Here is a 20,589-nt window from a genome sequence, read left to right as displayed (position 1 = left end):
CCGATGACCGCACCGCGCGACGACGCCCGTGACGACGAGCCGGTCGTCCTCGACGCGGTCGACGACGTCGTGCCGCCCGAGGAGGGCGGCGCCCGCGGCCTGCGGTCGCTGACGGCCGAGCAGTTCTCGGCCGTCGACGCGCTCGGCGGCGTGCGCGGCATGGTCGAGGCGGTCGCGCCCGGGCTGCTGTTCGTCGTGGTCTACATCGCGGCGGGTCAACGCCTGCAGCCCGCGCTGATCTCGGCGGCCGCCGCCGCGGCGCTCGCGGTCGTCGCGCGTCTCGTGCAGCGCACGCCCGTGACGCAGGCGTTCTCGGGCGTGCTCGGCGTGGGCGTCGGCGTGATCTGGGCGTGGCGCACCGGCGACGCGGGCGACTACTTCGCGTACGGCCTCATCGTCAACGCCGCCTACCTCGTGGGCACGCTCGCGACGATCGTCGTCGGGTGGCCGCTCGTCGGGCTCGTCGTCGGGATGTTCAGCAACCGCGGCCCGCTCGCGGGCGGCACGTGGGGCGGTGCGCTCGAGTGGCGCGCGGAGCCCGCGCTGCGCCGCCGCTACGCGCTCGCGACCTGGCCCTGGGTGGCGATGTTCGGGGTGCGCCTGCTCGTGCAGCTCCCGCTCTTCCTCGCCGGTCAGGTCGTGTGGCTGGGCACGGCGAAGCTCGCGATGGGCCTGCCGCTGACCGCCCTGACGCTGTGGCTCAGCTGGATGCTGGTCCGCGGGTCAGCAGGCGCTCGAGCGCCTGCTCGTCCGCCTCGTGCCCCGTGACGAACAGCAGCTCGTCACGGCCCTCGAGCGTGTCGTCGGGGCTCGGCGCCAGCGGGCGCGCGTCGCGGACGATGCACGCGAGCACGGTGTCCGCGGGCCACTCGACCTGACCGACGCGCACGCCCGCGAGGGGTGAGCCCTCGGGCAGCGTGAGCTCGAGGATGTCCGCCTTCGACTGGTGGAACGTGAAGATCCGCACGAGGTCGCCGACGGCGACGGCCTCCTCGACCATCGCCGTCATGATGCGCGGCGTCGACACGGCCACGTCGACGCCCCACGCGTCGTCGAACATCCACTCGTTCTTCGGGTTGTTGACGCGCGCGACCGTGCGCGGCACGCCGAACTCCGTCTTCGCGAGCAGCGACACCACGAGGTTCGCCTTGTCGTCGCCCGTCGCGGCGACCATGACGTCGCACTCGTCGGCGCGGACCTCGCGGAGCGTGGGGAGCTCGCACGCGTCGGCCAGCAGCCAGTCCGCCTCGGCGACCTGCGCGACCCGCATCGCCGACGGCTGCCGGTCGATCAGCGTGACCTCGTGGTCGTGCGCGAGCAGCTCGCGCGCGATGGACCGGCCGACGGACCCGGCGCCGGCGATGACGACCCTCATGACTCCACCTTCGGGGGCGAGGTGAGCACACGCTCCACGGCCGGCGCGTCCTCGACGCGCAGCAGCAGGTGCACGGTGTCGCTCTCCTGCAGGACGGAACCGGCCGTCGGCAGCACGCCGTCGCCGTAGCGCGTGAGGTACGCGACCCGCGCGCCGCTGGCCTCCTCGAGCGCGCGCAGCGGGCGTCCCACCCAGCCGGCGTGCACGTCGACCTGCGCGAGCTGGATCTGCCCCGAGGCGTCGCGGTACTCGTCGGTCGTGCCCATCGGCAGCATGCGGCGCAGCACCTGGTCGGAGGTCCACCGCACGGTCGCGACCGTGGGGATGCCCAGGCGCTGGTAGATCTCGGCGCGGTGCGGGTCGTAGATGCGGGCCACGACGTTCTCCACGCCGAACGTCTCGCGCACCACGCGCGCCGCGAGGATGTTCGAGTTGTCGCCGTCGGACACCGCGGCGAACGCGTACGTGTCGTCGATGCCGGCCGTGCGCAGGGTGTCGCGGTCGAAGCCGAGGCCGGTGACCTTGTTGCCCTGGAAGTCGGCGTCGAGACGGCGGAACGCGTCGGGGTTCTGGTCGATCACCGCGACCGAGTGGCCGCGGGCCTCCAGGGACTGCGCGAGCGTCGCCCCCACGCGCCCGCATCCCATGATGACGAAGTGCACAGCCGGTCACGCTATACCCCGCGGGCGCTCTCGCGCGCCCGTCGCGGCGGGTCCCGCGCGGGGCCTGTGAGCCGGGGGCCCCGCGGGCATACGATCGCTGCTCGTGTCGGACCTCGCAGACGCCGCCAAACGGCTCGTGCTCGGCCGGCCGGTCCGCAGCGACCGGCTGGGCCACACCCTCCTGCCCAAGCGCATCGCGCTGCCCGTCTTCGCGTCCGACGCGCTCTCGTCCGTGGCGTACGCGCCCGACGAGATCCTGCTGACGCTGTCGCTCGCCGGGCTCACGGCGCTGACCATCTCGCCGTGGGTCGGGATCGCGGTCGCGCTCGTGCTGCTCACGGTCGTCGCGTCGTACCGGCAGAACGTGCACGCCTACCCGTCGGGCGGCGGCGACTACGAGGTCGCGTCGGTCAACCTCGGGCCGCGCGCGGGCGTCACGGTCGCGAGCGCGCTGCTCGTGGACTACGTGCTCACGGTCGCGGTGTCGATCTCGTCGGGCGCGCAGTACGCGGCCACGGCGATCCCGGCGCTGCGCGGGCACGAGACGACGTTCGCGATCGGGCTGGTGGTCGCGCTGACGCTCGTCAACCTGCGGGGCGTCAAGGAGTCGGGGACGGCGTTCGCGATCCCGGTGTACCTCTTCATGGCGGCGATGGGGTCGATCGCCGTGGTCGGGGCCGTCCGCTACTTCACCGGCACGCTGCCCGCCGCCGAGAGCGCGGGCTTCGGCGTCGCGTCGGAGCCCGGGTTCGACCAGGGCCTCATGGGGCTCGCCGGCGGCTTCCTGGTGCTGCGCGCGTTCGCGTCGGGCTGCGCCGCGCTGACGGGCGTCGAGGCCATCAGCAACGGCGTGCCGGCGTTCAAGAAGCCCAAGTCCCGCAACGCCGCGACGACGCTGCTGCTGCTCGGGTCGATCTCGATCGCGATGATCCTGTCGATCCTGCTGCTCGCGCAGGCCACGGGCGTGAAGTTCGTCGACGACCCGGCGACGCAGCTGCTGCGCGACGGCGTGCCCGTCGGCGACGCGTACGAGCAGCACCCCGTCATCAGCCAGCTCGCGGCGTCGGTCTTCTCGGGCGTCGACGTGCTGTTCGTGGTGGTGTCGGTCGTGACGGGCCTGATCCTCGTGCTCGCCGCGAACACCGCGTTCAACGGGTTCCCCGTGCTCGGGTCGATCCTCGCCAAGGACGGCTACCTGCCGCGCCAGCTGCACACGCGCGGCGACCGCCTCGCGTTCTCCAACGGCATCCTCACGCTCGCCGCCGCCGCGATCGCGCTCATCTGGGCGTTCGACGCGCAGGTCACGCGGCTCATCCAGCTGTACATCGTCGGCGTGTTCGTCTCGTTCACGCTGTCGCAGCTCGGGATGGTCAGGCACTGGACGCGCGAGCTGCGCACCGAGCCGGAGCCGCGCGCGCGGGCGCGCATGCGCCGCTCGCGCGTCATCAACACGATCGGCCTGGGCATGACGGCCACGGTGCTCGTCATCGTGCTCCTCACGAAGTTCACGCACGGTGCGTGGATCGCGATCCTCGCGATGGCCCTGGTCTTCGTGGCGATGCAGGGGGTGCACGAGCACTACCGCCGCGTGCGCGCCGAGCTCGCGCTGGCCGACGACGAGCAGGGGGCCCGCGCGCTGCCGAGCCGCGTGCACGCGGTCGTGCTGGTGTCGCACCTGCACCGCCCGACCATGCGCGCGCTGGCGTACGCCCGCGCGTCGCGGCCGAACGTGCTCGAGGCCGTCACCGTCGGGGTCGACGCGGACGACGTCGCCGCGCTGCGCGCGCAGTGGGACGCGGCCGACCTGCCGGTGCCGCTGCGCGTGCTGGACTCGCCGTTCCGCGAGATCACGCGCCCGGTGCTGACCTACGTGCGCTCGATCCGCCGCGAGAGCCCGCGCGACCTCGTCGTCGTGTACATCCCCGAGTACGTCGTGGGGCACTGGTGGGAGCAGCTGCTGCACAACCAGAGCGCGCTGCGCCTCAAGAGCCGTCTGCTGTTCACGCCCGGGGTGGTCGTGGCGTCCGTGCCGTGGCAGCTCGCGTCGAGTGAGGGGCAGACGGGGCTCGAGGACCCGGTCCGGGGTACCGTGCCGCGTGGCTACTGACACCCCCGGCGCGACGGTCGACCTCGAGATCGGGCCCGTGGCCCACGGCGGGCACTGCGTGGCCCGGCACGACGGGCGCGTCGTGTTCGTGCGGCACACCCTGCCGGGCGAGCGCGTCCGGGCGCGGCTCACCGACGCCGCGCCCGACGCGAAGTTCTGGCGCGCCGACGCGGTCGAGGTGCTCGACGCGTCGCCCGACCGCGTGCCGTCGGCGTGGCCCGCCGCCGGACCCGGCGGGGTCGGCGGGGGAGAGCTCGCGCACGTCGCGCTGCCCGCCCAGCGCGCCTGGAAGTCCGCCGTGCTGGCCGAGCAGCTGCGGCGGCTCGCGCGCGTCGACCTCGCCCCCGAGGTCGCGGGCGTCCCCGGGGACGACGAGCGCGGCGGCCTCGCGTGGCGCACGCGCATCGACCTGCACGTCGACGCCGAGGGACGCGCCGGGATGCGCCGGCACCGGTCGCACACGGTGCTGCCGCTGGCCGACATGCCGCTCGCGAGCGAGCACGTCGCGGCCCTCGGCCTGTTCGACCGGCGGTGGCCGGCGGGCACCCGCGTCGAGGCGGTCGCGCCCGCGGACGGCGCGACGCCGATCGTCCTGCTCGACGGTGCGCCGTTCGACCTGCACGCGAACCGGCCAGACCCCCGGCCGAACGCGCGCGCCGCCGTCCGCGAGCGGGTCGAGGTCGGTGCGACGACCTACGAGTACCGCGTGGCCGCGGCGGGCTTCTGGCAGGTGCACCGGGGAGCGCCCGCGCTGCTCACGTCGCGCGTGCTCGACGCGGTGGGCGACGTCGCGGGTGCCACCGTGCTGGACCTCTACGCGGGTGCGGGGCTGTTCTCGTCGCCGTTGGCCGACGCGGTCGGTCCCGACGGTCGGCTCGTGGCGGTCGAGGGTGACGAGCGTGCCGTGCGGGACGCTCGGCGCAACGCGCACGACCGGCCGCAGGTCGAGCTGCACGCGGGGGACGTCGCCGACGTGCTGACGGGGCGGCGCGGCGGCGTGCCCGCCGCGGCGGCGGCCGACGTCGTCGTGCTCGACCCGCCGCGGACGGGTGCCGGCCGGCGCGTCGTCGAGGCGGTCGCCGCGCTGCGACCCGAGCGGATCGTCTACGTCGCGTGCGACCCGGCGGCGCTGGCGCGCGACGTCGCCCTGCTCGCCGAGCGCGGGTGGACGGGGCTCGAGATCACGGGGCACGACCTGTTCCCCATGACGCACCACCTCGAGGCGGTCGCCGTCCTCACGCGCTGACGCGGCGCCCGCCGGCCGTCGCGGGGGGCGCGGGGCCGCCCGCGCTCGGCCGGCGGTCCGCGGCCGTCCCGTTCGCGGGCGGGCTCAGCCGACGCGGCGCGCGTGCGCGCGGTCGTCGTGCTCCGCGGCGTCGGCCCGCGCGTCGGCGGGCGATAGCCGGTCGGGCCCGACCCACGCGCAGCCGTGGCAGACCGCCCAGTGCACGACCGGCTCGTCCTCGTCGTCGTACTTGAGCTGGGCGCCGGCGGGTCGGGTCATGCGGGTCCTCCTGCGGGGGTGTCGGGCCGGACCGGGTCGCCGGTCCGGTCGTCGGGGCGCGGTTCGAACAGGTCGGTGCACGGCGTGTCGAGGCGGTCGGAGATCGCGCGGGCGAGCTGCGGCGTCACGGTGCGGAGCTGGCCGTTCTCGAGCTGCCACACCGTGGCCTGCGAGCGCCGCACGAGGAACGCGAGCTCGCGCTGGGTGAGCCGTCGCCGCACGCGCCGCTCGCGCAGCAGCGCCGGGTCCTTCACGCGCATCGACCTCTCCCCGTGTCGTCGGGCCGCCCATCATCGCCGCCCGGCGCGCGTACTGACAAGTGGTGTGCGCACCATGGATGCGCGCTGCGCACCGCGGTGCGCGCCACTTGTCGGGCGGTGGCCGCGGATCGCCGCTCCCATCTGCGACGATGGCCCCGTCGCTTGTCACGCAGGGTGGCGCGGCGGAGGAGGTGGCTCGCCCGTGGAGGGTCCGACGACGCTCGCCGACCTCGTCGCGCTCGCGCGCGAGCGCCGTCCGGGGGAGTCGCTCCGCTCCCTCGCGCGGGCCGCGCAGGACGCCGGCTTCGCGGTCGTGCACACGACGATCGCCGGGATCGCGTCCGGCAGGTACGACTCCGTGCCCTCGCCCGAGACCGTGCGCGCGCTCGCGTGGCTCGCGGGCGTGGACGAGGACCGCGCCATGGCGGCCGCGGCGCTCCCCGTGCCCCGCGAGCCGCTCGCGGACGCGCTGCCCGCGGGCGTCGACGCGCTGGGGCCGCGCTCGCGACGTGCCGTCGTGGAGGTCGCGCGGGCGCTCGTGCGTGCCGAGGGTGCGGCGGGCGGCGCCGCCGACGGACGGCTGGCCGCGGCGGTGCGCGACGAGGTCGCGCGCCGGCACGCCGCGCACGAGCTGCCCGCCCGGTTCCTGGTGCTGCCCGTGGACGACGCGGTCGAGGCCGTGCTGCGAGCCGCGCCCGAGCACGTCGCGGGTCTGGTCGACGCGACCGTCCTCGGGACGACGTGGGACGCGACGGTCGAGGGCTGGGCGGCGCGCGCCGGCGAGCCGGACCTGCCGCCCCTCCCGGACGCCGACTGAGCGCGCGTCGGACGTCCCGGGACGTCCGCACGCCCACCCGCCCGTCGGGCGGCGTCACGGCCTGTGGAGGGCCGGAGCGCGCGGCCGGTGGGCCGGGCTACCGTCGCCGCGTGGTGGAGCACCCCTGGCGGCGGCTGCGCGCCATGCCGCACGTGCGCCTGGTCTGGCGGCGGCTGCCGGGGGTCCTGGGGCTCACCGACGGGCGGTCGGTCGTCGTGCTGCACCCGGACCAGTCGCAGGCGCAGCGCCGGTGCACGCTCGCGCACGAGCTCGCCCACATCGAGCTCGGGCACGTGGGCGGCTGCACGCCGGCGCAGGAGCGCGAGGTGCGGGCGCTCGTCGCACGCCGCCTGGTGCCCGACGACGCGCTGCTCGCGGCGTGGCGCTGGACGCGGCACCCGCGCGAGCTCGCGGACGAGCTCGGCGTGGACGTGGCGACCGTCCTCGACCGGCTCGCGGGCCTCGACGAGGCCGGGCGCGCCCGCCTGCGCGCGGTCGACGACGGCGTCGCGTGACGTGCCCGCGGCCGGCGGTCGCGGCGCCCGTGCCGACGTCCTAGCGTGGGACGTGCGGCGCCGCACGGGCGGCGCGACGTCCATCCAGCGGAAGTCCCCGGGAGGTCACCATGACGGAGTCGCAGGACCGCGCGAGCCGGCTGGCCGAGGCCAAGCGCCTCGTGACCCAGGAGCTGCACAAGCAGGGCACGCCCGAGTACGACCCGCGCGCGTACGAGCGCGCCGTCGAGGCCGAGCGCAAGGCCGCCGAGGCGCTGCGCGCGCAGCAGAGCTGACGCGTCGGGCACCTGCCGGGCGTCCGGTGGTGACGAGGGGCGGTCCGCACGGCCGCCCCTCGTGGCGTGTCGGGGTGCGCGCGCGGGGGAGCCGACGCGCTACGATGTATCTCGACATCAAGATATAAGTGCACGACGGCCCGGTGGACGCCGGGCCCGCGCCGCGGCGCGCGCACCTAGGCTGGTGCGTCGGCCGCCCCCACCGCCGGGCACCCCCAGACGAGCCCGGCACTCGCCAGCGAAGGAGCACCCGTGAGCAGCGTCGACAGCTTCGGATCGAAGGGCACCCTCGAGGTCGGTGACGCCTCGTACGAGATCTACCGCCTCTCCGCCGTCCCCGGCGTCGAGCGCCTGCCGTACAGCCTCAAGATCCTCGCCGAGAACCTGCTGCGCACCGAGGACGGCGCCAACATCACGGCCGACCACGTGCGCGCGCTCGCCGGCTGGGACCCGGACGCCCAGCCCGACACCGAGATCCAGTTCACGCCCGCGCGCGTCATCATGCAGGACTTCACCGGCGTGCCCTGCGTGGTCGACCTCGCCACGATGCGCGAGGCGGTCGAGGACCTCGGCGGCGACGCGTCCCGCATCAACCCGCTCGCGCCCGCCGAGCTCGTGATCGACCACTCGGTGCAGATCGACGTCGCCGGCCGGCGCGACGCGTTCGAGCGCAACGTCGAGCTCGAGTACGAGCGCAACCGCGAGCGGTACCAGTTCCTGCGCTGGGGCCAGACCGCGTTCGACGACTTCAAGGTCGTCCCCCCGGGCACCGGCATCGTGCACCAGGTCAACATCGAGTACCTCGCGCGCGTCGTCATGGTCCGCGACGGCAAGGCCTACCCCGACACGTGCGTCGGCACCGACTCGCACACCACCATGGTCAACGGCCTGGGCGTGCTCGGGTGGGGCGTCGGCGGCATCGAGGCCGAGGCTGCGATGCTCGGCCAGCCGGTCTCGATGCTCATCCCGCGCGTCGTCGGCTTCAAGCTCACGGGCGAGATCCCCGCGGGCGTCACCGCGACGGACGTCGTGCTGACGATCACGCAGATGCTGCGCCAGCACGGCGTGGTCGGCAAGTTCGTCGAGTTCTACGGCGAGGGCGTCGCCTCGGTGCCGCTCGCGAACCGCGCGACCATCGGCAACATGAGCCCCGAGTTCGGCTCGACCGCCGCGATCTTCCCGATCGACTCGGTCACGCTCGACTACCTGCGCCTCACCGGCCGCAGCGAGGAGCAGCTCGCGCTCGTCGAGGCCTACGCGCAGGAGCAGGGCCTGTGGCACGACCCGTCGCGCGAGCCCGTGTTCTCCGAGTACCTCGAGCTCGACCTGTCGACCGTCGTGCCGTCGATCGCCGGGCCCAAGCGCCCGCAGGACCGCATCGAGCTCTCGCGCGCCAAGGAGCAGTTCCAGCGCGACCTGCCGACCTACGCGCCCGAGGTGCTCAACGGCGTCGACGAGGCCGAGCGCGAGTCGTTCCCCGCGTCCGACGCGCCGGCGATCACCGACACCGCGGCGCGCCGCTACCCGGTCACCGACTCCGAGGGGCGCGAGTTCGACCTCTTCCACGGCGCGGTCGCGATCGCGTCGATCACGTCGTGCACCAACACGTCGAACCCGTCGGTCATGCTCGCGGCCGCGCTGCTCGCCAAGAACGCCGTCGAGGCGGGCCTGAGCGCGCGCCCGTGGGTCAAGACGTCGATGGCGCCCGGCTCGCAGGTCGTGACGAACTACTACGAGAAGGCCGGCCTCTGGCCCTACCTCGAGAAGCTCGGCTTCCACCTCGTCGGCTACGGCTGCGCGACGTGCATCGGCAACTCCGGCCCGCTCGACGAGAAGGTGTCGGAGGCCGTGCAGGAGCACGACCTCGCGGTCGCCGCCGTGCTCTCGGGCAACCGGAACTTCGAGGGGCGCATCAACCCCGACGTGAAGATGAACTACCTCGCGTCGCCGCCGCTGGTCATCGCGTACGCGCTCGCGGGCACCATGGACTTCGACTTCGACAGCGAGCCGCTCGGCCGCACCGAGGACGGCCACCCCGTGTTCCTGCGGGACATCTGGCCGTCCGCCGAGCAGGTGCAGGCGACGATCGACGCGTCGATCGACCGCAAGATGTTCGAGGCCGACTACGCCGACGTGTTCGCGGGCGACGAGCGGTGGCGCTCGCTGCCCACGCCCGAGGGCGACACGTTCGCGTGGGACGCCGACTCGACGTACGTGCGCAAGCCCCCGTACTTCGAGGGCATGGGCGCGACGCCCGAGCCCGTCACCGACATCGCCGGTGCACGCGTGCTCGCCAAGCTCGGCGACTCGGTCACCACCGACCACATCAGCCCCGCCGGGTCCATCAAGGCGGACTCGCCGGCCGGGCAGTACCTCGCCGAGCACGGCGTCGAGCGCCGCGACTTCAACTCCTACGGCTCGCGCCGCGGGAACCACGAGGTCATGATCCGCGGCACGTTCGCGAACATCCGGCTGCGCAACCAGCTCGTCCCGGGCGTCGAGGGCGGTTTCACGGTCAACCACCTCACGGGCGAGCAGACGACGATCTACGACGCGTCGGTCGCCTACCAGGACGCGGGCGTCCCGCTCGTCGTGCTCGGCGGCAAGGAGTACGGCTCGGGCTCGTCGCGCGACTGGGCGGCCAAGGGCACGCGTCTGCTGGGCGTGCGCGCGGTCATCACCGAGTCGTTCGAGCGCATCCACCGCTCCAACCTCATCGGGATGGGCGTGCTGCCCCTGCAGTTCCCCGAGGGCGAGTCGGCCGACTCGCTGGGCCTCGACGGCACCGAGACGTTCGACATCTCCGGCGTCACGGCGCTCAACGAGGGCAGCACGCCGCGCACGGTCCGCGTCACGGCGACCAAGGCCGACGGCACGGTCGTCGCGTTCGACGCGGTCGTGCGCATCGACACCCCCGGCGAGGCGGACTACTACCGCAACGGCGGCATCCTGCAGTACGTGCTGCGCTCGCTCGTCGGCTGAGTCGACCCCGCACGCACACCGACGGCCCGCCGGCTCCGCGAGGAGCCGACGGGCCGTCGTCGTGCGGTCGTCGTGCAGTCGTCGTGCGTCCCGACGCGCCGCGCCGGCGTGCCGCTCAGCCCGCGGCGACCTGCGCGGCCGTGTGCCGCCCCACCTCGGCCAGCACGGGGTACTCGTCCGGGTGCGCCAGCAGCACCGCGACGTACGACGCCGCCCACGCCCGCGCCCGGGTCCAGGTCGCGGCGTCCCAGCCGCGCAGCTCCTGCGTCCGCGCGACGAACGCCGCGCGTCCCGCCGCGTCGAACGTCATCCAGGCCGTCGCGAGGTCGCTCGCCGGGTCGCCCGCACCCAGGTCGCCGAAGTCGATGAGCCCCGTGAGGTGCGCGCCGTCGGCCACGAGGTTGCCGGGGTGCGGGTCGCCGTGCACCCACACGGCCGGGCGGTCCCACGCCGGGGCGGCGACGCCCGCGTCGAGCGCGGCGCGCAGCGCGGCGACGTGCGGCAGGTCGTCGGTCGTGCGCGCACGCATCGTCTCGACGCGGTCGGCGAGCGGCACGCCCCGGTACGGGTTGCGCGGCGCGTCCGCGGGCGCGGGCACGTGGAGCGCCGCGAGCGCGTCGGCGAGCTCGGTCGCCCACGCGGCGCGGGGCGCGACGGGCAGCGCGGCGACCTGCGTCCCCGTCAGCCACGGCACGACGCTCCACGACCACGGGAACCCGCGGCCCGGGCGGCCCGTGCGCACCGGGGCGGGCACGGGCACGGGCAGCTGCGGCGCGAGGACGGCCAGCCAGCGCTGCTCGCGCTCGACCAGCGTCGAGGACAGGTCCCGCACCGGGAACCGGAGCGCGAGCGCGTCGCCCAGGCGCCAGGTCACGTTGTCCCAGCCGAACACGCGCCCGTGCAGCGGGAGGTCCGCGAGGTCGGGGTGCTGGTCGACCAGCAGCGCGCGGGCCAGGTCGGCCGTCACGTCGACCTGGATCTTGGGGTGGGGGGCGGCGGTCACGCGGCGACGGTACGAGACCGCGCCGGCCACCGTCGAACCGTCTGCGCCGGCGCGGGGTGCCCCGCGCGCGTCCGCCGGCCCCGGACCGTCACGGCGTGACCGTGCGCGAGACGTCCCACGGCACCGACCAGCCCGCGGCGTCGAGCACACCGGCCAGCACGAGCGCGGTGAAGCCCCACACCACGACCCCGCCGTCGAGCTCGAACGCCGGCGTGCGGACGCGACCGCGGGCGACGGGGTGCACGACGACCCCGCGGCGGGCGGGGTCGACGAGGTCGGCGACGGGCGCCCGGAACACGTCGACGGCCTCGCGGTGGTCCACCGCGGCGACGCGCGACGGCGTCCGCCACCACGCGAGCACGGGCGTGACGAGGTTGTCGCTCACGGGCAGCGGCACGTCCGCGAGCGTGCCGAGCACGTCGACGCCCGACGGCTCGAGACCGGTCTCCTCGACGGCCTCGCGCAGCGCCGCCCCGACGGGGCCGTCATCGCCCGGGTCGATGCCGCCCCCGGGGAACGCGACCTGGCCGGGGTGGTGCGACATCGTGGCCGAGCGGCGCTGCAGCAGCACGTCGAGGTCGGCCGGCACGCGCGGCGCGCCGGGGGAGCGGGCGGGCACGGCGTCGAGCGCGCCGAACAGCACGAGCACGGCCGAGCGGCGCGTCGTCGTGCCGTCCGGCGCGAGCCGCGACGGTGCGCTCGGCCAGGTGACGCCCTCGCGCGCGACGCGCTCGAGGTCGGCGCGCGCATCCCGCGGGGGCCGTGCCCCCGCGGCGCCGGACGTCACGCGCGCGCCCGGACCTGCGCGGCGAACGCCGCGAACGCCGCGGCGGCGGCGGGCACGAGGCCCGGCAGGACCCGCGCGCCGTCGGCGCGGATCCGCTCGGCCTCGCCGTCCTCGAGGTCGGCCGCCATCTCGGGCGTCGCGAGCCACAGGTCGAGCATCGCGGCGTCGAGCTCGGGGTGGAACTGCAGCCCCAGCGCGCTGCCCGCGCGGAACGCCTGCACGGGCGTCGCGTCGGTCTCGGCCAGCAGCGTCGCGCCCGGCGGCAGGTCGACCGCGTCGCCGTGCCAGTGCAGCACCGTCGGCGTCGAACCCGCCGCGCCGAGCCCGCGCAGCACCGGGTCGTCGGCGACGACCCGCACGGGTGCGAAGCCGACCTCGCGCGCGCTGCGCCGGTGCAGGCGGGAGCCGAGCGCGAGCGCGAGCAGCTGGTGCCCCAGGCACACGCCGAGCACGGGCACGTCGGCGTCGACCGCGGCCGCGAGGAGCGCGCGCTCCGCGGCGAGCCCGGGGTGGCCGACGACGTCGTCGGCGTCCATCGGACCGTCCATCACCACGACCCCCGCGACCTCGTCGGGCCGCGGAAGCCGCGGTGCGGGGTCGTCGAGCACCGTGCGGACGCGGTACGGCACGTCGAGCGCGCGCGCGACCGCGCCCGGCCCCTCGTGCGGGGCGTGCGTGAGCACGAGGACCGGGCGCACGCCGGTCACCACCCGTCGGGCAGCGGGCGGCCCTCGGCGTAGCCGGCCTCGGACTGGATGCCGACGACCGCGCGCTCGTGCAGCTCCTCGAGCGTCGTCGCGCCGACGTACGTCGCGGCCGACCGCACGCCCGACGTGATGTGGTCGAGCAGGTCCTCGACGCCGGGGCGGCGCGGGTCGAGGTACATGCGCGAGTGCGAGATGCCCTCCTCGTACAGCGCCTTGCGGGCCCGGTCGAACGCCGACCCGCCCTGCGTGCGCGCCGCGACGGCCCGCGCGGAGGCCATGCCGAAGCTCTCCTTGTACAGCCGGCCGTCGCCGTCGGTGTGCATGTCGCCGGGAGACTCGTGCGTGCCCGCGAACCACGACCCGACCATGACCTGGGACGCCCCGGCCGCGAGCGCGAGCGCGACGTCGCGCGGGTGCCGCACGCCGCCGTCGGCCCACACGTGCTTGCCGAGGCGCCGCGCCTCGGCCGCGCACTCGAGCACGGCCGAGAACTGCGGACGGCCGACGGCGGTCATCATGCGCGTCGTGCACATGGCGCCCGGGCCCACGCCGACCTTGACGATGTCCGCGCCCGCGGCGACGAGGTCGCGCACGCCCTCGGCGGTCACGACGTTGCCCGCGACGACCGGCACCTGCGGGTCGAGCGACCGGACCGCAGCGAGCGCGTCGAGCATCTTGCGCTGGTGCCCGTGCGCGGTGTCGACGACGAGCACGTCGACGCCCGCGTCGAGCAGCTCGGCGGCCTTGGCGCGCACGTCGCCGTTGATGCCGACCGCGGCCGCGATGCGCAGGCGGCCTTGCGCATCGAGCGCCGGGGTGTAGATCGACGAGCGCAGCGCGCCGACGCGCGTGAGCACGCCGACCAGCCGCCCGTCGTCGACGACGGGCGAGAACCGGCGGCGCTCGCGGTGCAGCTGCTCGAACGCGTCCCGCAGGCCCTGCGTGCCGCCCTGCTCGACGACCGCGAGGTCCACGGTGGTGGGGTGGGGCGTCATCACCTGGTCGACCTGCGTGAACATGTCGACGCCGCCGCAGTCCGCGGCGGTCACGACGCCCACCGGGCGGCCGTCGTCGACGACGACCGCGGCGCCGTGCGCGCGCTTGGCGATGAGGGTCAGCGCGGTGTGCACGGTGTCGTCGGGCGCGACGACCGTCGCGGTCTCGACGACCGGGTGCCGCTGCTTCACCGAGGCGACGACCTTGCGGACCACCTCGGTCGGCGTGTCCTGCGGCAGCACCGCGATGCCGCCGCGGCGCGCGACCGTCTCGGCCATGCGGCGGCCCGCGACGGCGGTCATGTTGGCGACCACGATCGGGATCGTCGTGCCGGTGCCGTCGGACGACGCGAGGTCGACGTCGAAGCGGGACGTGACCTCCGAGCGGGACGGGACGAGGAAGACGTCGCCGTAGGTGAGGTCGGACGCGGCCGTGTGGCCGGGCAGGAAGCGCATGGGTGATCCCCTTTCCGAGGCATCCTACCGGCCGTGCCGCCGCGGCCCCGGGGCGGCACGTGCGGCGCCGAGCGCGTGCGCCGGGCGCCTCCGGGGCCCGCCGGTAGGCTCGCGCGCATGCTCGTCGCGCTCACCGGGGTCGGCCTGTCGGCCGCCGCCGGTCTCAACGCGTCCATCCCGTTCCTGGTCGTCGCGCTCCTGGCACGGTTCACCGACCTGGTCGTGCTGCCGGCCGGCCTGACGTGGATGGAGAGCGGCTGGGCGATCGGCGTCGGGACCGTGCTGCTGCTCGCCGACGTCGTGCTCGACAAGGTGCCGCTCGTCGACACGGTGAACGACGCCGTGCAGACCGTGATCCGGCCCGCGTCGGGCGCCGTGGTGTTCGCCGCGACGTCGGCCGCGCAGGACCTCGAGGGCTCGGCGTGGGTGCGCGACAACCCGTGGGTGCCGGTCGTCGCGGGCATCCTGGTCGCGCTCGTCGTCCACGCGACCAAGGCGACCGTGCGCCCCGTCGTGAACGCGACCACCGGCGGCCTGGGCGCGCCCGTCGTGTCGACGGTCGAGGACGGTGCCGCGATCGGGCTGAGCCTGGTCGCGGTGCTGCTGCCGGTGCTCGTGCTCGTCGCGCTCGCGGCGGGCGTCGCCCTGGTCGTCGTGCTGCTGCGGCGTCGCCGCGCCCGGCGGCGCGGGGGAGCGGCGCAGGACGAACCGGTCGCCGGGTCCTAGAGTGGGACGTCCGGCACCCGCCGGGTGACGCCCGGCGACGGGCAGGACGAGGAGGACCACGTGGGGATGCTCGAGCGCATCTCGTCGCCGCAGGACCTGCGTCGGCTCTCGACGCACGAGGTGGACGAGCTCGCCGCCGAGATCCGGGCCTTCCTGGTCGACCAGGTCTCCCGGACCGGTGGGCACCTGGGCCCGAACCTCGGCGTCGTCGAGCTGTCGATCGCGCTGCACCGCGTGTTCGACTCGCCGCGCGACGCGATCGTGTTCGACACCGGGCACCAGGCGTACGTGCACAAGCTCCTCACGGGACGGCAGGACTTCTCGTCGCTGCGCCGCCGCGACGGCCTGTCGGGCTACCCGAGCCGCGCCGAGTCCCCGCACGACGTGGTGGAGAACTCGCACGCGTCGACCGCGCTGTCGTGGGCCGACGGCATCGCCAAGGCGCGCCAGGTGCGCGGCGAGACCGACCGGCACACGGTCGCCGTCATCGGCGACGGCGCGCTCACGGGCGGCATGGCGTGGGAGGCGCTCAACAACATCGCGGCCGACCCGGACCGTCGCGTGGTCGTCGTGGTCAACGACAACGGGCGGTCCTACGCGCCGACGATCGGCGGCCTCGCGCAGCACCTCGACTCGCTACGCACGACGCAGGGCTACGAGTCGGTGCTGTCGTGGGGCAAGACGACGCTGCGCCGCTCGGGCCCGCCCGGGCGCCTCGCGTACGAGGCGCTGCACGGCCTGAAGAAGGGCATCAAGGACGTCGTCGCGCCGCAGGGCATGTTCGAGGACCTGGGCCTGAAGTACGTGGGCCCGGTCGACGGCCACGACGAGCAGGCGGTCGAGCGGGCGCTGCGCAGCGCGCGCGCGTTCGGCGGGCCCGTGATCGTGCACGTCATCACCGAGAAGGGCCGCGGGTACACGCCCGCCGAGCAGGACGTGGCCGACCGGTTCCACGCGGTCGGGCGCATCCACCCCGAGACGGGGCTGCCGCTCGCGCCGTCGCGCTTCGGCTGGACCAGCGTGTTCGCCGACGAGATCGTGCGGATCGGCCGGCGTCGGCCCGACGTCGTGGCCATCACCGCGGCGATGCTGCAGCCCGTGGGGCTCGCACCGTTCGCGGCCGAGTTCCCCGAGCGCGTGTTCGACGTCGGGATCGCCGAGCAGCACGCCGCGACGTCCGCGGCCGGCATGGCGTTCGGCGGCCTGCACCCGGTCGTCGCGGTGTACGCGACGTTCCTCAACCGCGCGTTCGACCAGGTGCTCATGGACGTCGCGCTGCACCGCGCGGGCGTCACGTTCGTGCTCGACCGCGCCGGCATCACCGGCGACGACGGTGCGAGCCACAACGGCATGTGGGACCTCGCGATGCTCTCGATCGTCCCGGGTCTGCGCCTCGCCGCGCCGCGCGACGAGGCGACGCTGCGCACGGCGCTGCGCGAGGCGGTCGACGTCGACGACGCTCCGACGGTCGTGCGGTACCCGAAGGGTGCGATGGGCGACCCGATCCCGGCGCTCGAGGACGTCGACGGCGTCGACGTGCTGGCCCGGCACGACGGCGGCGCGTCGCGCGTGCTGGTCGTGGGGGTCGGGGCCATGGTGCCGACCGCGCTCGCGGTGGGCGAGCTGCTCGCCGGGCACGGCGCCACGGTCACCGTGGTCGACCCGCGCTGGGCGCTGCCCGTGCCGTCGGCGCTGGTCAAGCTCGTCGACGAGCACGACCACGTCGTGACGGTCGAGGACGGCCTCGTGGACGGCGGCATCGGTGCGCTGCTGGGGCAGCGCGCGCGCGAGGCCGGCGTCGCGACGCCCGTGCAGTCGTTCGGCGTGCCCGCGCGGTTCCTCGACCACGCGACGCGCGACGAGATCGTCGCGGAGCTGCGGCTGGGCCCGCACGACGTCGCGGCGGACGTGCTGACGGCGCTGCGCGCCCGCGACTGAGGGCCTGCGGCCCGCCTCCCGGCGGGCCCGCGGGGCGTCGGTCGGTTTCCCTGTGGCCGGGGTCACGGGTGCTCCTGACCGTGCGAGGACCGAGGTCCCAAGACATCCCATCATTTGCTCAATAGCGTCGTGACATCGGCCCCGACGCAGGGAGTAGTCAGATGTCCATCACCGCTGTACCCAGCGACCGCAGCGACACCGCCGTACCCGCGGCCTGGGAGGGCTTCACCACCGGGCCGTGGACGGACCACGTCGACGTCCGCGACTTCATCCAGCGGAACTACACGCCGTACACCGGCGACGCGAGCTTCCTCGCCGGCCCCACCGCCCGCACCACGGGCATCTGGGACAAGCTGTCGGCGATGTTCCCGCAGGAGCGCGAGAAGGGCGTCTACGACGTCGACGCGACGACGCCGTCGACCATCACCGCCCACGCGCCCGGCTACATCGACGAGGGCAACGAGGTCATCGTCGGCCTGCAGACCGACGCGCCGCTCAAGCGCGCGATCATGCCCAACGGCGGCTGGCGCATGGTCCAGACGTCGCTGGAGACCTACGGCTACGAGGCGCCGCAGGAGATCATCGACATCTTCACCAAGTACCGCAAGACGCACAACGACGGCGTCTTCGACGTGTACCCCCCGAACGTGCGCGCCGCGCGCTCGTCGCACATCATCACGGGCCTGCCCGACGCGTACGGCCGCGGCCGCATCATCGGCGACTACCGCCGCGTCGCGCTCTACGGCGTCGACCAGCTCATCGCCGCGAAGAAGCTCGAGAAGGCCTCGCTCGACATGGAGCGCTCGGTCGAGGACGTCATCCGCGACCGCGAGGAGCTCGCGGAGCAGATCCGCGCGCTCGGCGAGCTCAAGCAGATGGCGGCGTCCTACGGCTACGACATCTCGCAGCCCGCGACCAATGCGCGCGAGGCCGTGCAGTGGCTGTACTTCGCGTACCTCGCCGCCGTGAAGGAGCAGAACGGCGCGGCCATGTCGCTCGGCCGCACGTCGACGTTCCTCGACGTGTTCCTGCAGCGCGACCTCGAGTCGGGTGCGCTGACGGAGGAGCAGGCGCAGGAGATCATCGACGACTTCGTCATCAAGTTGCGCATCGTGCGGTTCCTGCGCACGCCCGAGTACGACAGCCTGTTCTCGGGCGACCCGACCTGGGTGACCGAGTCCATCGGCGGCATCGGCGAGGACGGGCGCCCGCTCGTCACCAAGACGTCGTTCCGGTACCTGCAGACGCTGTACAACCTGGGCCCGGCGCCCGAGCCGAACATGACCGTGTTCTGGAGCGAGCGGCTGCCCGAGGGCTTCAAGCGGTACTGCGCGCAGGTGTCCATCGACACGTCGGCCGTGCAGTACGAGTCCGACGAGCTCATCCGCGCCTCGTGGGGCGACGACGCGGCCATCGCGTGCTGCGTGTCCCCGATGCGGGTCGGCAAGCAGATGCAGTTCTTCGGTGCGCGGGTCAACCTCGCCAAGGCGCTGCTCTACGCGATCAACGGCGGCCGTGACGAGATCTCCGGCAAGCAGGTCGCGCCGGTGTCCGCGCCCGTCGAGGGCGAGGTGCTCGACTACGACGACGTCATGGCCAAGTTCGACAAGACCATGGACTGGCTCGCCGAGACCTACGTCGACGCGCTGAACTGCGTGCACTACATGCACGACAAGTACGCGTACGAGCGCATCGAGATGGCGCTGCACGACCGCACCATCCTGCGGACCATGGCCTGCGGCATCGCCGGCCTGTCGGTCGTCGCGGACGCGCTGTCGGCGATCAAGCACGCGAAGGTCACGCCGCTGCGCACGGCCGACGGCCTGATCACCGAGTACGCGATCGACGGCGACTTCCCGACGTACGGCAACGACGACGACCGCGCCGACGACATCGCGGTGTGGATCGTGCGGCGCTTCATGGAGAAGATCCGCGCCGTCCCGACGTACCGCAACGCGCTGCACACGCAGTCGGTGCTGACGATCACATCGAACGTCGTCTACGGCAAGGCCACCGGGTCGACGCCCGACGGCCGCAAGGCCGGCGAGCCGTTCGCCCCGGGCGCCAACCCGATGAACGGGCGCGACACGCACGGCATGCTCGCCTCGGCGCTCTCGGTCGGCAAGCTGCCGTACTCCGAGGCGCAGGACGGCATCTCGCTGACCTCGTCGATCGTCCCCTCGGGCCTCGGCCGCGAGAAGGACGAGCAGGTGACGAACCTGGTCGGCCTGCTGGACGCGTACATCCTGTCCTCCGGCTACCACATGAACGTCAACGTGCTGAACCGCGAGACGCTCCTGGACGCCATGGAGCACCCGGAGAACTACCCGCAGCTCACCATCCGGGTCTCCGGCTACGCCGTGAACTTCGTGCGGCTCACGCGCGAGCAGCAGCTCGACGTGCTGTCCCGCACGTTCCACGGCGCGGTCTGACCCACCGGTCCCCGGCCCGGCGCGCGCAGCGCCGGGCCGGGCGACCACCGACGTACCCTCGCAGCACCACCCGACGACAGCGTGGAGGTCACCGTGACCACGACCGTGCAGGACGGCGCACCCGTCGTGCCGCTCGGCGTCCCGCTCGTCGGCGGGTCGCACACCCGCACCCAGGGCCACGGCACCGCGGGCCTGGAGACCACCGAGGCGGAGCGCTCCGAACGGCTCGCCGCGGTCCGCGAGGGCCGGCTCGGGTCGGTCCACTCGTGGGAGCTGGTGACCGCGGTCGACGGCCCCGGCACGCGCCTGACGATCTTCCTGTCGGGCTGCCCGCTGCGGTGCCTGTACTGCCACAACCCCGACACCATGGAGATGCGCCGCGGCACCGACGTCGCGGCCGACGAGCTCCTGGCCCGCATCGCGCGCTACCGCGGGGTCTTCAAGGCGACCGGCGGCGGCGTCACCATCTCGGGCGGCGAGCCGCTCATGCAGCCCGCGTTCGTGCGCCGGCTGGTCCGCGGCGCGGCAGCGATGGACGTGCCGGTCGCGATCGACACGTCGGGCTTCTTCGGCGCGCACGCGACCGACGAGATGCTCGACGACGTGTCGCTCGTCCTGCTGGACGTGAAGTCCGGCGACCCCGAGACGTACAAGCGTGTCACCGGCCGGGAGCTGCAGCCGACCCTCGACTTCGGCCGCCGCCTGTCGGCCCGCGGCACCCGCATGTGGATCCGGTTCGTGCTCGTGCCGGGCCTGACCGACGCGCCCGAGAACGTCGCGGCCGTGGCGGACTACGTCGCGTCGCTCGGCGGGGCCGTCGAGCGGGTCGAGGTGCTGCCGTTCCACCAGATGGGCCGCGACAAGTGGTCCGAGCTGGGCATGCGCTACGAGCTCGACGACGTCGAGCCGCCGTCGCGCGAGGCCGCCGAGGCCGTCCGCGACGTCTTCCGCGCGCGCGGTCTGACGACGTTCTGACCCCACCCTCGCACCCACGAGAGTGCGATCCAGTCGTCGCCACCCTCGTGCTCGTGAGAGTGCGATCCAGTCG

19 protein-coding genes are annotated in these 20,589 nt (G+C 74.4%); 11 read left to right on the top strand and 8 right to left on the bottom strand.

Annotation, left to right across the window (positions count from 1 at the left end; all coding sequences use genetic code 11):
* Positions 1 to 3: 3 nt before the first annotated feature.
* Positions 4 to 768 (top strand): DUF3159 domain-containing protein, encoded by a 765-nt coding sequence (locus tag CS2_RS03535; RefSeq protein ID WP_046528266.1) that lies wholly within the window; start codon positions 4 to 6, stop codon positions 766 to 768.
* On the opposite strand, the gene CS2_RS03530 is transcribed toward CS2_RS03535, so the two are convergent.
* Together CS2_RS03530 and CS2_RS03525 are read right to left on the bottom strand one after the other, a co-directional pair.
* On the bottom strand, positions 701 to 1,375 hold the full coding sequence (locus CS2_RS03530; RefSeq protein ID WP_046528267.1) for a potassium channel family protein: 675 nt from the start codon (positions 1,373 to 1,375) through the stop codon (positions 701 to 703). The two genes, CS2_RS03535 and CS2_RS03530, sit on opposite strands and share 68 nt — an antisense overlap.
* Positions 1,372 to 2,022, bottom strand: a complete 651-nt coding sequence (locus CS2_RS03525) for a potassium channel family protein (protein WP_046530491.1) — start codon at positions 2,020 to 2,022, stop codon at positions 1,372 to 1,374. The genes CS2_RS03530 and CS2_RS03525 overlap by 4 nt, the downstream gene beginning before the upstream one ends.
* A gap of 118 nt (positions 2,023 to 2,140) precedes the next feature.
* Here CS2_RS03525 and CS2_RS03520 point away from each other — a divergent pair, with 118 nt between their 5' ends.
* A complete protein-coding gene (locus CS2_RS03520) occupies positions 2,141 to 4,144 on the top strand; it encodes an APC family permease (RefSeq protein ID WP_070318912.1) in 2,004 nt (667 codons plus the stop codon).
* The gene (locus tag CS2_RS03515; protein WP_070318911.1) at positions 4,134 to 5,390 is read left to right on the top strand and encodes a class I SAM-dependent RNA methyltransferase; all 1,257 of its coding nucleotides are present in this window, start codon (positions 4,134 to 4,136) and stop codon (positions 5,388 to 5,390) included. Before CS2_RS03520 ends, CS2_RS03515 begins: the two co-directional genes overlap by 11 nt.
* 84 nt (positions 5,391 to 5,474) lie before the next feature.
* Here the strand turns inward: CS2_RS03515 and CS2_RS18740 are convergent, their stop codons facing one another.
* Together CS2_RS18740 and CS2_RS03510 are read right to left on the bottom strand one after the other, a co-directional pair.
* A complete protein-coding gene (locus CS2_RS18740; RefSeq protein ID WP_156441982.1) occupies positions 5,475 to 5,648 on the bottom strand; it encodes a hypothetical protein in 174 nt (57 codons plus the stop codon).
* Positions 5,645 to 5,908, bottom strand: a complete 264-nt coding sequence (locus CS2_RS03510; RefSeq protein WP_070318910.1) for a helix-turn-helix domain-containing protein — start codon at positions 5,906 to 5,908, stop codon at positions 5,645 to 5,647. The genes CS2_RS18740 and CS2_RS03510 overlap by 4 nt, the downstream gene beginning before the upstream one ends.
* A 202-nt stretch (positions 5,909 to 6,110) precedes the next feature.
* Between CS2_RS03510 and CS2_RS03505 the strand changes: the two genes are divergently transcribed.
* The 4 genes from CS2_RS03505 (at position 6,111) to acnA (ending at position 10,497) form a co-directional block, all read left to right on the top strand.
* Entirely contained in the window at positions 6,111 to 6,725 is a 615-nt protein-coding gene (locus CS2_RS03505; RefSeq protein ID WP_070318909.1) for a hypothetical protein, read from the top strand.
* A gap of 110 nt (positions 6,726 to 6,835) precedes the next feature.
* On the top strand, positions 6,836 to 7,240 hold the full coding sequence (locus CS2_RS03500; RefSeq protein ID WP_052748189.1) for an ImmA/IrrE family metallo-endopeptidase: 405 nt from the start codon (positions 6,836 to 6,838) through the stop codon (positions 7,238 to 7,240).
* Between the two features lie 110 nt (positions 7,241 to 7,350).
* Complete coding sequence (locus tag CS2_RS03495) at positions 7,351 to 7,515, top strand: translation initiation factor 2 (RefSeq protein ID WP_070318908.1); 165 nt, start codon at positions 7,351 to 7,353, stop codon at positions 7,513 to 7,515.
* Positions 7,516 to 7,767: 252 nt separating this feature from the next.
* A complete protein-coding gene (gene acnA, locus CS2_RS03490) occupies positions 7,768 to 10,497 on the top strand; it encodes an aconitate hydratase AcnA (RefSeq protein ID WP_070318907.1) in 2,730 nt (909 codons plus the stop codon).
* Positions 10,498 to 10,612: 115 nt separating this feature from the next.
* Here the strand turns inward: acnA and CS2_RS03485 are convergent, their stop codons facing one another.
* From CS2_RS03485 to CS2_RS03470, 4 genes are all read right to left on the bottom strand, one after another.
* Positions 10,613 to 11,500 (bottom strand): aminoglycoside phosphotransferase family protein, encoded by an 888-nt coding sequence (locus CS2_RS03485; RefSeq protein WP_070318949.1) that lies wholly within the window; start codon positions 11,498 to 11,500, stop codon positions 10,613 to 10,615.
* A gap of 88 nt (positions 11,501 to 11,588) precedes the next feature.
* Positions 11,589 to 12,287, bottom strand: coding sequence for an NUDIX hydrolase (locus CS2_RS03480; RefSeq protein WP_070318906.1), 699 nt, complete (start codon positions 12,285 to 12,287; stop codon positions 11,589 to 11,591).
* The gene (locus tag CS2_RS03475; protein WP_070318948.1) at positions 12,284 to 12,985 is read right to left on the bottom strand and encodes a type 1 glutamine amidotransferase; all 702 of its coding nucleotides are present in this window, start codon (positions 12,983 to 12,985) and stop codon (positions 12,284 to 12,286) included. Before CS2_RS03475 ends, CS2_RS03480 begins: the two co-directional genes overlap by 4 nt.
* 5 nt (positions 12,986 to 12,990) lie before the next feature.
* On the bottom strand, positions 12,991 to 14,445 hold the full coding sequence (locus CS2_RS03470; RefSeq protein WP_070318905.1) for a GuaB1 family IMP dehydrogenase-related protein: 1,455 nt from the start codon (positions 14,443 to 14,445) through the stop codon (positions 12,991 to 12,993).
* Positions 14,446 to 14,562: 117 nt separating this feature from the next.
* Between CS2_RS03470 and CS2_RS03465 the strand changes: the two genes are divergently transcribed.
* The 4 genes from CS2_RS03465 to pflA all read left to right on the top strand — a co-directional run bounded on the left by CS2_RS03465 (position 14,563) and on the right by pflA (position 20,516).
* Positions 14,563 to 15,171: a DUF4126 domain-containing protein gene (locus CS2_RS03465; protein ID WP_070318904.1), complete on the top strand. Its 609-nt coding sequence runs from the start codon at positions 14,563 to 14,565 to the stop codon at positions 15,169 to 15,171.
* A gap of 60 nt (positions 15,172 to 15,231) precedes the next feature.
* Positions 15,232 to 17,109 (top strand): 1-deoxy-D-xylulose-5-phosphate synthase, encoded by a 1,878-nt coding sequence (dxs, locus tag CS2_RS03460; RefSeq protein WP_046530496.1) that lies wholly within the window; start codon positions 15,232 to 15,234, stop codon positions 17,107 to 17,109.
* Between the two features lie 161 nt (positions 17,110 to 17,270).
* Complete coding sequence (gene pflB, locus CS2_RS03455) at positions 17,271 to 19,541, top strand: formate C-acetyltransferase (protein ID WP_070318903.1); 2,271 nt, start codon at positions 17,271 to 17,273, stop codon at positions 19,539 to 19,541.
* A gap of 93 nt (positions 19,542 to 19,634) precedes the next feature.
* On the top strand, positions 19,635 to 20,516 hold the full coding sequence (pflA, locus tag CS2_RS03450; RefSeq protein WP_082739778.1) for a pyruvate formate-lyase-activating protein: 882 nt from the start codon (positions 19,635 to 19,637) through the stop codon (positions 20,514 to 20,516).
* Positions 20,517 to 20,589 lie beyond the last annotated feature (73 nt).

Source organism: Cellulomonas iranensis NBRC 101100 = JCM 18110 (assembly GCF_001552375.1).
GTDB lineage: Bacteria > Actinomycetota > Actinomycetes > Actinomycetales > Cellulomonadaceae > Cellulomonas > Cellulomonas iranensis.
Note: the sequence above shows the minus strand (reverse complement) of the source record. Positions and strands in the feature narration are given on the sequence as shown.